Genomic DNA, 13,688 nt, shown 5'->3' with positions numbered 1-13,688 from the left:
ATTACTTAGCTCCAGTCTGTGCCTTGATTTCCTCGTAGCGGCGCATAACGTCGTCCATACCACCAATGTTGTAGAACGCCTGCTCGGGGATGTGGTCGACATCGCCGTTGCAGATCATCTGGAAGGACTCGATGGTGTCCTTCAGCGGAACGGTCGAACCCTCGACACCGGTGAACTGCTTTGCAGTGTAGGTGTTCTGGGAGAGGAACTGCTCGATACGACGTGCACGTGCCACGACGATCTTCTGCTCCTCGGAGAGCTCGTCCACACCCAGAATCGCGATGATGTCCTGCAGTTCCTTGTTTTCCTGCAGAATAGCCTTCACGCGAATTGCGGTGTCGTAGTGCTCCTGACCGATGTACTGTGCGTCCAGAATTCGGGAGGTGGAGGACAGCGGGTCAATTGCCGGGTACAGACCGCGCGATGCGATTTCACGAGAGAGCTCGGTGGTCGCATCCAGGTGCGCGAAGGTGGTTGCCGGCGCCGGGTCGGTGTAGTCATCCGCAGGCACGTAAATTGCCTGCATGGAGGTGATGGAGTGACCACGGGTGGAGGTAATACGCTCCTGCAGCAGACCCATTTCGTCCGCCAGGTTCGGCTGGTAACCCACTGCGGAGGGCATGCGGCCCAGCAGGGTGGAAACCTCAGAACCTGCCTGAGTGAAACGGAAGATGTTGTCGATGAACAGCAGCACGTCCTGGTTCTGAACATCGCGGAAGTACTCCGCCATGGTCAGACCGGTCAGTGCCACGCGCAGACGGGTTCCCGGGGGCTCATCCATCTGGCCGAACACAAGAGCGGTGTCCTTCAGAACGCCTGCTTCTTCCATTTCGACCCACAGGTCGTTACCCTCACGGGTACGCTCGCCAACACCGGTGAACACGGAGGTACCACCGAAGTTACGAGCCACACGGGTAATCATTTCCTGGATCAGCACGGTCTTACCCACGCCTGCACCACCGAACAGACCGATCTTACCGCCCTTGATGTAGGGGGTCAGAAGGTCGATGGACTTAATACCGGTCTCCAGCATTTCGGTGGAGCCTTCCAGCTCTGCGAAGCCGGGAGCGGCACGGTGGATCGGCCAGTAGGTGTCAGCCTTGATCTCGGAGTTCGGCACGTCGAGTGCGTCACCGAGAACGTTGAAAATGTGGCCCTTCACGCCGTCACCAACGGGGACGGAGATCGGTGCGCCGGTGTCGACTACAGCCTGACCGCGGACCAGGCCGTCAGTCTGCTGCAGGGAGATAGCGCGAACGATCGAGTCGCCCAGGTGCTGTGCGGTCTCGAAGGTGATGGTGCGGGTGCGACCGTCGAGGGTCAGCTCGGTGGTCAGAGCGTTGTAAATCTCAGGGACCTGACCGGCGGGGAACTCGACGTCGACCACGGGGCCGATGACGCGGGCAATACGACCCGTTGCGCCCTGAGTCGGTGCGGAGACCGATTCGTTGTAGGTGGCAGTCATATTTCTCACTTACTTAGAAAGTTTGGACAGTTGATGGCTTCGTTGGCGTACAAGTACTAGGAGCCGAGGGCGTCTGCGCCGCCCACGATTTCGGAGAGCTCCTGAGTAATTTCCGCCTGACGTGCGTTGTTCATCAAACGGGTGTACTTGGTAATCAGCGTCTCAGCGTTGTCACCTGCGGTCTTCATTGCGCGCTGGCGGGATGCCAGCTCACTTGCTGCTGCCTGCAGGAGGCAGGAGAAGATACGGGATGCAACGTAGCGCGGCAGCAGCTCGTTGAGCACTTCCTCAGCGGAGGGCTCGAACTCGAAGGATGCCGCCTGCTCGTACTCAGCCTTGGTCAGTTCCTGGTCGGGAACGATTTCCTCGCCCATAGCCTTTGCATCGCCCACATGGATGGGCAGCAGGCGCAGGATCTTGGGTTCCTGAACAACCATCGACTTGAACTCGGTGTACACGATGTGCAGTTCGTCCACGCCGCCCTCTTCGAAGGGCAGTTCGTAGGCTTCGAGCAACGCGTCACGAATCTCGACGGCAGTTTCGACGCGAGGTGCATCGGTGTGGCCCTCCCACGCACGGGCGTAGGGGCGCTCACGGAACTCGAAGTAAGCCTTTGCCTTACGGCCAACCAGGTACAGCTGTACCTCCTGGCCGTTAGAGCGTAGCCTCTCAATCAGAGATTCGGTACGACGCAGGATAGCGGAGGAGTACGAACCTGCCAGACCGCGGTCACTGGTAACAACCAGGATTGCGGAGCGGCGGTGTTCGTAGGTTCCGAACTCGTGCGGCTTGTGAATCAGCGGGTGCTTAATGCCGTGCTGAGTCGCAACCGCGGTCACCACGCGGGTCAGAGCGTTCGCGTAAGGGCCGGCTGCCTGAGCAGCGTTACGAGCCTTGTTAATGCGGGAGGTCGCGATCATCTCCATCGCCTTGAAGATCTTCTTCATAGACGACGTCGAAGCAATCTTCTGTCGGTAAACCCTAATCTGGGCTCCCATAGAGCTTCCTTTCTCCTTGCTTTCTGCCCCGCCCCAGCCTCATAGCTGAGGCGGGGAGAAGGCGAGGACTAATCGCTAACCGATGGTTTCCTGAGTGATGTCGCTATCGCGAGCTGCCTTGTGCTCCTCGTGACCTGCGTCGACGAGGTGGCTGCTACCCTCAGACTTGAAACCCTGCTTGAAGTCAGTAACTGCGGACTTCAGAGCTGCAACGGTGTCATCCTCAAGCTTGCCGGAGGAAGCGATATCGGTCAGTACCGAGGTCTTGTGACGCAGGTACTCGATGAAGCCTGCCTCGAAGCGCAGCACATCGGAAATCTCAATGTCGTCGAGGTGACCGGAGGTACCAGCCCAAATGGAGACAACCTGCTCTTCAACTGCGTACGGGGTGTACTGCGGCTGACGCAGCAGCTCGGTCAGGCGAGAACCGCGGGTCAGCTGTGCCTTGGTTGCATCGTCCAGGTCGGATGCGAACATTGCGAACGCTTCCATCGAACGGTACTGTGCCAGCTCCAGCTTCAGGGTACCGGAGACCTTCTTCATAGCCTTGGTCTGTGCGGCACCACCAACACGGGAGACGGAGATACCGACGTCGACTGCCGGACGCTGGTTAGCGTTGAACAGGTCGGACTGCAGGAAGATCTGGCCGTCAGTAATGGAGATGACGTTGGTCGGAATGAAGGCGGAAACGTCGTTTGCCTTGGTCTCAATGATCGGGAAGCCGGTCATCGAGCCTGCACCCAGGTCGTCAGAGAGCTTAGCGCAACGCTCCAGCAGGCGGGAGTGCAGGTAGAAGACGTCACCGGGGTATGCTTCACGTCCCGGCGGGCGGCGCAGCAGCAGGGACACAGCGCGGTATGCTTCTGCCTGCTTCGACAGGTCGTCGAAGATGATGAGGACGTGCTTGCCACCGTACATCCAGTGCTGGCCGATAGCCGAACCGGTGTAGGGTGCCAGGTACTTGAAGCCTGCTGCGTCGGATGCGGGAGATGCCACGATGGTGGTGTACTCCAGCGCGCCGCGAGTCTCAAGGGTGTGGCGGACAGCTGCGATGGTGGATGCCTTCTGGCCAACAGCCACGTAGATGCATCGAACCTGCTTGTCCGGGTCACCGGAAGCCCAGTTGTCCTTCTGGTTCAGAATGGTGTCGATCGCGATAGCGGTCTTACCGGTCTGGCGGTCACCAATGATCAGCTGACGCTGACCGCGACCAATCGGAATCATCGAGTCGATTGCCTTCAGACCGGTCTGCAGCGGCTCGTGAACCGACTTACGCTGGGTCACGCCGGGAGCCTGCAGCTCCAGTGCGCGGCGACCTTCAGCCTCAATGGGGCCCAGGTCATCGATCGGGTTACCGAGGGGGTCAACAACGCGACCGAGGTACGCGTCGCCAACGGGCACCGAGAGGACCTCACCGGTGCGGTGTACGACCTGGCCCTCTTCAATACCGGTGAAGTCACCCAGGACGATCACACCAATATTGCGGGTATCCAGGTTCTGTGCGAGGCCGAGGGTGCCGTCTTCGAAACGAAGCAGCTCATTCGCCATAACCGAGGGAAGGCCCTCGACACGAGCGATACCGTCGGAGGCCGATACAACTCGACCCACCTCAACACGTTCTGCATTGCCGGGTTCGTAAGACGCTGCAAACTCGTTCAGCGCATTACGGACATCTTCGGCATTGATGGTCAGTTCGGCCATCTTGTGTCCCTGCTCTCTCATTGTGGTTGCGTTCCGTCAACGGAACCAACCGAAACTTGCAATTCGGGTTGAACGGGCGGGCAATGCCGCCACTTCTGCGAAGGAGGCATCAGCCACGCACCCGCTACCCGAGGTATCTTCTAAATCACCGTTGCGACGAACGGTTCAGCGTCGCTAGCTTGAGCCGCTAGCCGATGGAACGAGTCAGGTCGGACATGCGGGTCTCGACGGTACCGTCGATCACCTCGTCGCCCACCTGAACACGCAGACCGCCCAGAACGGCGGGGTCCACCGAAACGTCGAGCTTCAGCTCACGGCCGTACACGGCGTTGAGCGCGCGACCGAGACGTTCAAGCTGTGCCTGCGACAGCGCAATCGCGCTAGTTACTCGCGCAATGTAACGGTTCTGTCGCGTGACGATGATTTCTGCGAACTCATCGGCTACCCGTGCAGCGTGACGGCCGCGGGGGTTGGAGCCAACTCGTTCGAGCAGAAGCACACCTTCGGCGGTGGTGGCGGGGCCACCGAGCGCCACGGCGAGCTTCTTCTTTGCTTCTTTGCTTGCCTGATGGTCGGACAGCGCTTCCTGCGCCTGAGCGTTGGAATCAACGGTACGCACAAAGGTGAGTAGTTCGTTGAGCACCTCGTCCAGGGCATCCACGCCACCGCGAGACTGAGCCGATGCGGTCACGGCGAGCACTGCTGCACGCTCCAGGGCGTTCGCCAGATCTGCATCATCAGACCAGCGCTGAGTCACCGCATTGGTGAGCACAGCCATAGCCTGCGAAGAGATCTTACCGTCGAAGACGGTGTTAGCGATACCCTGACGTGCTGCTGCATCACGCGAAGAATCGGTGACAGCACGGCGCAGGGTGCCGTTGTGGTCGAGAACATCAACCACAGCGAAAAGCTCGCTCGCCAGGTTCAGGGGCTGCAGGGAAGCGTGAGCTTCCAGCACCTCTTCCACCTTGCTCAGTGATTCAGTAGATACTCCTGCCATTACCGAGCCGCACCTGCGTTCTGCTTCTCGGTTTCAAGGTCAGCAAGAAAACGATCTACCACACGGGCCGATCGCTCATCATCGTTGAGGGCTTCGCCCACAATCTTGCCGGCAAGGGTCGTAGCAAGAGTGCCAACCTCGGAACGGAGGGACACTGCTGCTGCCGCACGCTCTGCCTCGATAGCCTTTGCTGCATTATCGCTAATGCGCTGAGCCTCAGCGGTTGCACGCTCGCGAGCGTCGGCAATGATTGCCTCGCCCTCTGCGCGTGCCTCTTCACGAATCTTCTGAGCCTCCAGTCGAGCGCTTTCGAGCTGCTGGGTGTACTCATCGCGAGCCGCTGCAGCCTCTGCCTGTGCCTTCTCGGCCTTGGCAAGGCCACCTTCGATTGCTTCCTTACGGTCCTGGTAGATCTTCTCGAACGCCGGGACAACGTACTTAGCAACGATGTAGTAGAGGATCAGGAATCCGATGAGGGTAATGACAATTTCCCCGACGTCGGGAATCAGGGGGTTCGAAGTTGCCTCCGCTCCCCCGTCGCTTGCCAGATAAATCATGGAGGGAATCCTGTTCTATGGGATGGGTCGTTTAGGATGTGGCAGAGCCGGTTACTTGATGAAGACGAGAACCAGGCCCAGAATTGCCAGTGCCTCGACCAGTGCGAAGCCCAGGAACAGCATGGGCTGCAGGGTCTTCTGGGACTCGGGCTGACGAGCAACGCTGGTCATGTATGCCGCGAAGATCAGACCCACGCCGATGCCGCCGCCAATAGCTGCCAGACCGTAGCCAACCGCAGTGATGGAACCAACCATTATTTTTCCTTTCAACAGTGTTCGACCGGGAACATACCCGGACCGAACAGAGTTTGATTTGAGTTAATAGCCCGCACAGTGAACGTGTGGGTTGCTTTATTCACGCCCAATGACGAACGTGAAAACCTAAAAAACTAAAGAGTTTAGTGTCCCTCGGAAACCGAGCCCTGCAGGTACACAGCCAGCAGCAGAGCGAACACATAAGCCTGGATGCACTGAATCATGAATTCCAGGAAGTACAGGAACATGCCCAGAGCACCAGGAGCAATAGCAGCCAGGTAGCCGATGCCACCCAGAGTCTCAACCATGTAGGTCACCATGCTGGATGCAACCATCAGCGCCAGGTGACCACCGAACATGGTCGCGAAGAGACGCAGTGCGTGAGTTGCGGGACGAATCAGCAGGTTCGAGAAGAACTCGATCGGGATCAGGATGGGGTAAATCCACACCGGCAGACCCGAAGGCATGGTGATGTCCTTGAAGAAGCCGCCCAGGCCCTTGCGCTTGATGCCAACACCAACCCAGGTCAGGTACGCTACGCCAGCCAGTGCGTAGGCGCTACCGGGGTGGGAGAAGGAGGGCAGCTGAACGAACGGAATCGAACCGAAGAGGTTGTTCACCAGAACGAAGAAGAAGGAGGCGAACAGAATCGGCACGAAAGGCTTGTAGTGCTGAACACCCAGGGTTTCCTTGCCGAGGGAGTTACGAGCAAACATGTAGCCGGATTCAGCAATGAACTGAGTCTTGCCGGGAACCATGGCACGCTTACGTGCTGCGGTGAGGAAGAAGACCGCAATAATCACCACGGACAGCAGAATCAGTACGTTCTGCTTACCGAAAGCGAAATCACCAATGGTGAAGAAGGGGGGCAGATGCATGTCTTCAGGGGTCGGCGGCACATAGGCTTCCGCGAGGATCAACCCGTTCTCGATCAAAGCAAGTCCTTTCTTGCTACTAGTGGCTATCAAGAGCCCATGTCTGCCTATAAACGACTGACATGCTAACTACATGGATGAATGTGTGACCTAGCGGTCCGCGTTCAATGACCTAACGGTCTTTATTCTGCCTGGTCATGTGGGTAAAGACGAGGGTCAAACCTCCGACAGCGCCAATCAAGACGCCAACCCACACCAGCCAGGTGGTGGAGAAGACCAGGTCACCGAGGTAACCGATGCCTCCCCACACCGCTACACCGATGATCAGATAGAGAATCGACATGACGGCGCCGGAGAGACCTCCGTCAGATACCAATTCTCCGGTGGTGCGGAGCTTTTTATCTCCGTCCCACCACTTCTTCTCTTCGGCCAAACGTTTTTCCTTTCAAACACCAATCGTGTTACCGACCATGGTCTTCCGAGTCGGTGTCGAAGTACAAAATTCTCAGTCGTGCGATGCTGACTGTTTCAATAACAATCCACAGAATCACGCCGGTACATGCGCCTGCGAGAGTCCAACCGTGCCTCAGATTCTCGGGGAATGGCACAAACATCAATACCAGACCGAGCAGAGCAATCTTCACGAGGTAGCTCACCACCAGCGATTTGGGTACACCCCAGTCGAAAATGGGAGCAACCAACATAACTAATACGCCCAGAGTGAAGCATATATAGATTATCAGAAAGCCCAATGTTATTCCTAGCGCGCCCACGGGGCCCGCAAACAGGTACGCACTCATCATACCGCCCAACCAAGCCAGCAGAGAGTAAGTCGATACTCTGTAGAACAAAAATTTCCAGGAAAGCTCTTGACTCTCGAAGGAAGATACCTTTAAACCTGCTTGAGCACGCTCTCGGCGGTGTTTCTGCTGCTTCTTGCGTTCAGCAGGCGGATACCAGAGAACGTCGACTACGCGCCTCCAGAGAGGCTCTACATGAGCCTCAGCCGAAGGTTTAGAGCGTTCAGAAACCATTAGTGTTTCTCCCCACGGTTCTGATTCGACTGAGTCGAAGAAGAGGAAACAGAAGAGTGCAGACCCGCACGATCCTTCACAGAATCCGGCATAATCGGCTCCGGATGCAGCGAGGTCGGCTCCACACGCTCCGGAGTCGCCGGAACGCCAGTCGCCGAGGTCAACGAGCCGGTAGCAGGCTCCGAAGCCGTCGGCTTTGCCTTCGGCGCCGAGTCCTTCGGCTTCGCCGCAAAACGCTTCGACAGGTCAATCGTAGAAGTAGGAGCATCTCCACCAAAGAGCTGCGGCATACGCAGGTACACCACCAGCACGGCAAGAGCCACAAGCACCACACCCACGGTCGCCACCACAGATCCTGCAGCATACAGATCAGACGCAAATGCCAACAGCACCCACACCAGAATGGTCGTACCCGTCACCACGGCGGTCGAACCAAGGTGGCTGAAACCAACATCCGTCAGACGCTGATACGTGTGAGTGCGGTGCGGTTTGTACCACTGCTCCCCCGCCATAAAACGACGGAACAGAGTCGTACCCGCGTCCGCCAGATAAGTCATCAGCGGAGCAAAAGCCAGCAGGAACGGAACATCCGCAAACCACGCACCCACAGCCAACGTGCCCAGCGCCGCGCCCAAAACATAAGAACCCGCATCGCCCAAAAACACGTTCTTACCCGGGCGCACATTCCACGGCAGGAACGCCGCAAAAGCACCGGCAACAGCCACACCAGCCAAAGCCAGCCACGGAAGGTTCACCATCCAACCGGTCAGCGCATACGCCAAACCAGCCACCAGACCGTGAGCACCAGAAATGCCGTTAATGCCGTCCATAAAGTTCGCCACGTTAATGTATCCGGCAATAAAAATCGCGCCCAGAATCAGCAGCAGAATGTTCGTGCCCTGCACCGTCGCAAAGCTCACGCTCACCAGCACACCAATTACCAGCTGCAGGCCCGCACGACGCACAATGCTCACGCCGCGAATATCCTCCAGCCAGCCCAAGGCGAGAGCACACAGAATCGCCGCGGCAATCGTCACCGCCAGCTGCAAAGACTCAGCAGACCGGTACGTCCAGCCGAACAGGGTAGCCGCCACAAACGCTACAAGAGTCGCCACAGCCGTTGCCAAACCCATACCGCGGTACGTCGGAGCAGTATGCGAAGAACGCTCATTAGGAACATCCACCATGTCGTAGCGGTGCAAAATTGGGCGCACCGCAAACGGCAAAAGGGCACCCAAAACAAAAGCAAGAGCAAAAATACTCAACAGCTCAGAAAAGGAGGTCATACCAGCTCCAAGGCATTGGCGCCGCTCCCCTGGACGCAAGCTCCAGAATCGCAGCTAAAGGACGATGTGTGCGTAGTGTGTGTTTACTTCGTATTCTATAGAACTCTTCAGTAGCCCGGGACTAAACGTTACAGATTCTCTCCATACGTTCTGCATATTCTGCGTCCTGAAATGTTCTACACCCGAGAAAGAGAAAACACCGGATACCGCACCCGCCACGCAAGTGCAGCATCCGGTGTCATTTCCGTAAAGATTAGAACGTCTGTGCATCCGCCAGAGTACGCGGATCAGGGGCACGCTCCAGGCCATGACGCTCATAGCCGCTGTGCTCCCGATAGTTCTGAATCCACAGCTCATAATCGAGCTCATCAGGGTCAAGTGCCGGGGCACTCGACCGGGAAATATACCGGTTCTCCTCACTAGGTACCAGTTTCTCGGTGCCACCGAAGAGAGCCTCATCCAGCTTCTCACCCTTGCGAAGACCAATCTCCTTGATCTCCACGTCATACCGCTCATATGCCTGGCGCATCGCCTTCGCAACGTCCAGGATCTTGACCGGCTGACCCATATCCAGCACCATGACCTCGCCCGGGCGACCAATCGCACCGGCAAGCATCACCAGCAGGCAGGCATCGGTAATCAGCATGAAGTAACGGGTCGCGCGCTTATCCGTCAGAGTAATCGGACCACCCGAAAGGATCTGCTTCGTAAAGAGCGGCTTAATCGAACCGCGCGAACCAAACACGTTACCGAAACGAACCGACACGTAGGTATTGCCGGTCTTCTCGCCAAAGTACGCGGTCAGACGCTCCGCCACGCGCTTGGACTGACCCAGCGCAGTCTTCGGATCCGCCGCCTTATCGGTCGAAACGTTTACGAAGGTCTTCACGCCCACCGCCTCTGCGGCACGCAGCACGTTCAGAGTACCCAAGGAGTTCGTCTTCCATGCCTCCTGCGGGTACGCCTCCAGCGCCGACACGTGCTTCAAAGCCGCAGCGTGGAACACCACCTCGGGGCGACGGTCACGGAAAATCTCCAGCAGGTTATCACCCTCACGAATATCAGCCAGGATGATGCGGTCATCGTCCAGGCTCGACTCGTGAGTAATCGAAACCTTCGTTTCCATCAGCAGAGTCTCATCATGATCAAGCATCATGAGAGTCTCAGGGCCAAACTCGCTAATCTGACGGCACAGCTCCGAACCAATCGAACCGCCCGCGCCCGTAACCAGCACGCGCTTACCGTGCAGGTACGAACGCAGAATATCGCGGTCAATATCGTAGTTAATCTCGCCACGAATCACGCGCATCAGGTCGTTATCGCTCGCGGTAATCAGACGCTCACCCATCAGTCGAGCATTCGCGCTACTAATACGCTGAACCTCAACCTTAAGCTTACGCATGCGGTTGCAGAAGGACTCGAAGTAATCCTCCGACATATCCGAAATCGTCACCAGAATCTTACGGGTACCCGACTCACGAATCACCTGCTCCAGCTCGCGGTAAGTCGTAATCACCGAAATGCCGTGGAACTTCGTACCAGCCTTCAGCTGGTCATCATCGAAGACCGCAACCGGGCGAAGCTTCGCATCCTCATCGTGCAGCATCGAATCCATGACCATGCCGCCAATAAAACCGGCACCGTACACAATCACCGGCTCACCGGTCAGCTCACGCACCGCACCACGCTCAGTGTAGACGCGCTTCGCCATGCGGGCGCCCGCCATCATAATCAGGCTAAATGCCGCCGCGATTGCAGGCACACTATGCGGCATATGCGGCAGACCCAACAGCTCATCCACAAAGGAGAAAGCAGTCAACGCCGCACCCGCGCTCAAAGCAGCCGCGCCGGCACGCCACGACTCGTCAAACGAACCGTACGAATACACGCCGTTATAAATCTTCACACCCGCCAGACCAATGACCAGGTGCAACACCACAGCCAACGTAGCGGTCATCGTCAACGACGCCGGGTGAATAATATCGAACACCGAACCGTTACTGAGCAGCACACTATAGCGGAGCATGTACGCGAACAAAACCGCCAGAACCCAGGCGCTCGAATCAATCAGCGCCTGCGCAATCAACCACCACGGCTTACGCTCATACAGGCGGTTCACCAGCATCGTGCCAGAGTCACCCTCCGTCACCATCGTGCCGCGCTGAGCAGCCTTCCGCATCACCACATGAGCGTGAGGTTTCAACTGAGCCACTACATGCCTCCTTCAGATGCGGTACCAGAAGAACGAGAAGAAGCACGAGCCGTCAAAGACGACAACGCACGAAACGCCGAACGGCGCGCCTGCTCAGGAACAAAACGGTACACACTACGCACCGCCATATTCTGAGCCCACTGAAGCTTAGAAATACTGTGACCGGTGTACAGTCGACGCTGAATCGCCACATCCTGCAACCAGGCGTCCACTCCCCCGCGCTTCGTGTACGCGCCCGCACCCACACGGTAACGCACTAGCGCCTCGGGGATATTGCCGAGACGGTAGCCGGCATCGCGCAGACGCATCCACAGCCACCAATCCTCAGCGCCGGGCACGAACTCGTAACCGCCCAGCTGTTGCACGGCGCTCTTCACGAACGCCACGGACGGGTGATAAATCGGGTTGCGCGAATCCATCGCGCGCAGCAGACGCTCGGAATCAACAATCGCCTCGCGAGTCGACTCCACCGCAGTATTGCTCTCATTCACCTCAAGCATGGCAGAGCCCAGCACCGTGTAGCCACCCTGCACCAGGGCAGGAATCAGACGCGCAAAACGAGTCGGCTCAGACAGATCATCAGAATCAGCACGAGCCACCAGCTCATACGAACACGCCTGCAGACCGGCATTCAGCGCCTCCGCCAAACCAACATTCTGAGCCAGATCCACCACCTGAATCGGCGGGCAATCCAGATTCTCGGCATGCTGAACCCAGCGATCCACCACGGCATCCAGCTCGGGGGTCAGCGGACCATCCTTCACCAAAACCAGCTCGGAAGGACGCACCGTCTGGTTCAGAAGATTCGACTCCAACGCCTGATCCAGATAGGCGGGGTTCTCCTTCGCGTACACGCTCATCAGCACCGAGAAATCGGGTACAGAGCTCACGCAACTGCGCGCCTTCTCAGATTCAACGGCGCTAGCAGTAGCCGGCACACCGTAGCGGCCGGGGAAGGTCAGCGGGTAAACACCCTCAAGCACCTGAGCATTAGGGCGAGGCGCGCGCAAGCCATCACGCACACCATTGAGGAAATACCCCAGGTAGGTGTGGCGGTCATCAGTGCGCAGAACAGTAGAAATCCACAGGCGCGCCGACGAGCCACCGTACAGCAGCTTCTCCAGCGGGTTCAGGGTACGCGAACGGGTAAAGACCCACAGCTTATTACGCACATCGTTATAGAAACGCGGGCCCGGGTCAGCATTCGTCGTGCCAAAAGTCTTCGTGTGGTGCTTAGCCACGGAGGAAGGAACCGCAATGCCGTCACGGTGATGAATCAGACGAGTCGAAAACTCGAAGTCATCATTCCAAATGAAGAACTCAGCAATGGGCAGGCCGCCGTTGCGGCGAATCGCCTGCGCATCCATCAGAATCGACACGAACGAGGCGCTACGAATCGGACGGGCACCCACCGCCTGCGCACGAGCATGACGTTGCTCCCCCGCCGCAAACATCGTGCGCGGAGTGTTCATCGGGTGGTCCTCGCCGTTCGTCCACACCACACGAGAGGCCACCACCGCGGGGCGCTGCGAAGGCACCGGCGAATAGTTCAGCCAGGCGGCAACCGCTTCCGACAGGGTGTTCTCGGTCGGCTCGGTGTCATCATCCATAACCCATACCAGATCCGGGTTATGGCATTCCAGGGCGCGGTCAATACCCACCGCGAAACCGCCAGCGCCGCCCATATTGCTCTCCAGACGGATGCAATCCACCGGCAGCTCATAGTCGAGGGCGCGCAAATACTCGGCAGTACCGTCCGTGGAGGCGTTATCAACGATTACCACCGCCGCAGGCACACGCTCACCAGAAGCGATACCAGCAAGGGTCTTCGGCAGCAGGTCCTCACGGTTATAAGTCACCACCACGGCGACCGTGCGGGGGTACTCGTTCAAAGAATCGTGAGAAGAAGACTGATCGGAAGAAGGCTGGGCAAAAGCGGTCACGTCGCTGTACTTTTCTGCCATAAGTTCTCCCTCCGCGGCGCGATGCGCCTGAATCAGCCGGTACGCGATACACCCATACCGTACAGGGCGCTTCTGGTGTTTCTCGCGCCCGCGGCATTCAACCGTGTGGATATATCACTCAAAGAAAACATTCTACCTGCGGTCTCCACTAGAGAGTGAACCATCACCCCAAAAGACGCACTTTATGACAAATAAACAACCGAATTCAGTTGATTTATCCGCATAGCGGACGTACCGGCACACCCAGTTTTGGGTGTCTATCAAGCTATCAGCTTCACAGCCTGTGTTTGCGCTGTGCACCCCGTGCGAAAAAACGACCAGAGGCCGAATAAAACCCCACA

General features: G+C 57.8%; 12 protein-coding genes. All 12 read right to left on the bottom strand.

The annotated features are described in order from the left end of the window. Position 1: 1 nt before the first annotated feature. The gene (gene atpD / locus ROTMU0001_RS01760; protein WP_005507810.1) at positions 2–1,465 is read right to left on the bottom strand and encodes a F0F1 ATP synthase subunit beta; all 1,464 of its coding nucleotides are present in this window, start codon (positions 1,463–1,465) and stop codon (positions 2–4) included. Between the two features lie 56 nt (positions 1,466–1,521). Next, entirely contained in the window at positions 1,522–2,463 is a 942-nt protein-coding gene (locus ROTMU0001_RS01755) for a F0F1 ATP synthase subunit gamma (RefSeq protein WP_005507808.1), read from the bottom strand. A gap of 75 nt (positions 2,464–2,538) precedes the next feature. After that, positions 2,539–4,164, bottom strand: a complete 1,626-nt coding sequence (gene atpA / locus ROTMU0001_RS01750; protein WP_005507807.1) for a F0F1 ATP synthase subunit alpha — start codon at positions 4,162–4,164, stop codon at positions 2,539–2,541. Positions 4,165–4,351: 187 nt separating this feature from the next. Beyond that, positions 4,352–5,164 (bottom strand): F0F1 ATP synthase subunit delta, encoded by an 813-nt coding sequence (locus tag ROTMU0001_RS01745; protein WP_005507806.1) that lies wholly within the window; start codon positions 5,162–5,164, stop codon positions 4,352–4,354. After that, on the bottom strand, positions 5,164–5,721 hold the full coding sequence (locus ROTMU0001_RS01740; RefSeq protein WP_005506460.1) for a F0F1 ATP synthase subunit B: 558 nt from the start codon (positions 5,719–5,721) through the stop codon (positions 5,164–5,166). The genes ROTMU0001_RS01745 and ROTMU0001_RS01740 overlap by 1 nt, the downstream gene beginning before the upstream one ends. Positions 5,722–5,772: 51 nt before the next feature. Continuing rightward, positions 5,773–5,976, bottom strand: a complete 204-nt coding sequence (gene atpE, locus ROTMU0001_RS01735; protein ID WP_005506461.1) for an ATP synthase F0 subunit C — start codon at positions 5,974–5,976, stop codon at positions 5,773–5,775. A gap of 143 nt (positions 5,977–6,119) precedes the next feature. Beyond that, positions 6,120–6,911, bottom strand: coding sequence for a F0F1 ATP synthase subunit A (gene atpB, locus ROTMU0001_RS01730; protein WP_005507804.1), 792 nt, complete (start codon positions 6,909–6,911; stop codon positions 6,120–6,122). A 112-nt stretch (positions 6,912–7,023) separates the two neighbouring features. Next, positions 7,024–7,284 carry a hypothetical protein gene (locus ROTMU0001_RS01725; RefSeq protein ID WP_005506464.1) on the bottom strand — a complete coding sequence of 87 codons (261 nt, stop codon included), beginning with the start codon at positions 7,282–7,284 and terminating at the stop codon, positions 7,024–7,026. 28 nt (positions 7,285–7,312) lie between these two features. Then, positions 7,313–7,885: a hypothetical protein gene (locus tag ROTMU0001_RS08940; protein ID WP_052293944.1), complete on the bottom strand. Its 573-nt coding sequence runs from the start codon at positions 7,883–7,885 to the stop codon at positions 7,313–7,315. Next, on the bottom strand, positions 7,885–9,171 hold the full coding sequence (locus ROTMU0001_RS01715; protein ID WP_005507802.1) for an MraY family glycosyltransferase: 1,287 nt from the start codon (positions 9,169–9,171) through the stop codon (positions 7,885–7,887). Before ROTMU0001_RS01715 ends, ROTMU0001_RS08940 begins: the two co-directional genes overlap by 1 nt. 253 nt (positions 9,172–9,424) lie before the next feature. Further along, the gene (locus tag ROTMU0001_RS01710) at positions 9,425–11,383 is read right to left on the bottom strand and encodes a polysaccharide biosynthesis protein (RefSeq protein ID WP_005507798.1); all 1,959 of its coding nucleotides are present in this window, start codon (positions 11,381–11,383) and stop codon (positions 9,425–9,427) included. Then, on the bottom strand, positions 11,383–13,347 hold the full coding sequence (locus tag ROTMU0001_RS01705) for a glycosyltransferase family 2 protein (protein WP_005507797.1): 1,965 nt from the start codon (positions 13,345–13,347) through the stop codon (positions 11,383–11,385). The genes ROTMU0001_RS01710 and ROTMU0001_RS01705 overlap by 1 nt, the downstream gene beginning before the upstream one ends. Positions 13,348–13,688 lie beyond the last annotated feature (341 nt).

The sequence above is a fragment of the Rothia mucilaginosa ATCC 25296 genome (assembly GCF_000175615.1).
Lineage (GTDB): Bacteria > Actinomycetota > Actinomycetes > Actinomycetales > Micrococcaceae > Rothia > Rothia mucilaginosa.
The sequence above is the reverse complement of the archived record's forward strand: the minus strand, read 5'-3'. Positions and strand labels throughout refer to the sequence as shown.

Bases quoted from the DNA above. Each gene is read 5' to 3' on its own strand.
- atpD (WP_005507810.1), bottom strand. From the start codon at position 1,465: ATGACTGCCACCTACAACGAATCGGTCTCCGCACCGACTCAGGGCGCA.
- ROTMU0001_RS01755 (WP_005507808.1), bottom strand. From the start codon at position 2,463: ATGGGAGCCCAGATTAGGGTTTACCGACAGAAGATTGCTTCGACGTCG.
- atpA (WP_005507807.1), bottom strand. From the start codon at position 4,164: ATGGCCGAACTGACCATCAATGCCGAAGATGTCCGTAATGCGCTGAAC.
- ROTMU0001_RS01745 (WP_005507806.1), bottom strand. From the start codon at position 5,164: ATGGCAGGAGTATCTACTGAATCACTGAGCAAGGTGGAAGAGGTGCTG.
- ROTMU0001_RS01740 (WP_005506460.1), bottom strand. From the start codon at position 5,721: ATGATTTATCTGGCAAGCGACGGGGGAGCGGAGGCAACTTCGAACCCC.
- atpE (WP_005506461.1), bottom strand. From the start codon at position 5,976: ATGGTTGGTTCCATCACTGCGGTTGGCTACGGTCTGGCAGCTATTGGC.
- ROTMU0001_RS08940 (WP_052293944.1), bottom strand. From the start codon at position 7,885: ATGGTTTCTGAACGCTCTAAACCTTCGGCTGAGGCTCATGTAGAGCCT.
- ROTMU0001_RS01715 (WP_005507802.1), bottom strand. From the start codon at position 9,171: ATGACCTCCTTTTCTGAGCTGTTGAGTATTTTTGCTCTTGCTTTTGTT.
- ROTMU0001_RS01705 (WP_005507797.1), bottom strand. From the start codon at position 13,347: ATGGCAGAAAAGTACAGCGACGTGACCGCTTTTGCCCAGCCTTCTTCC.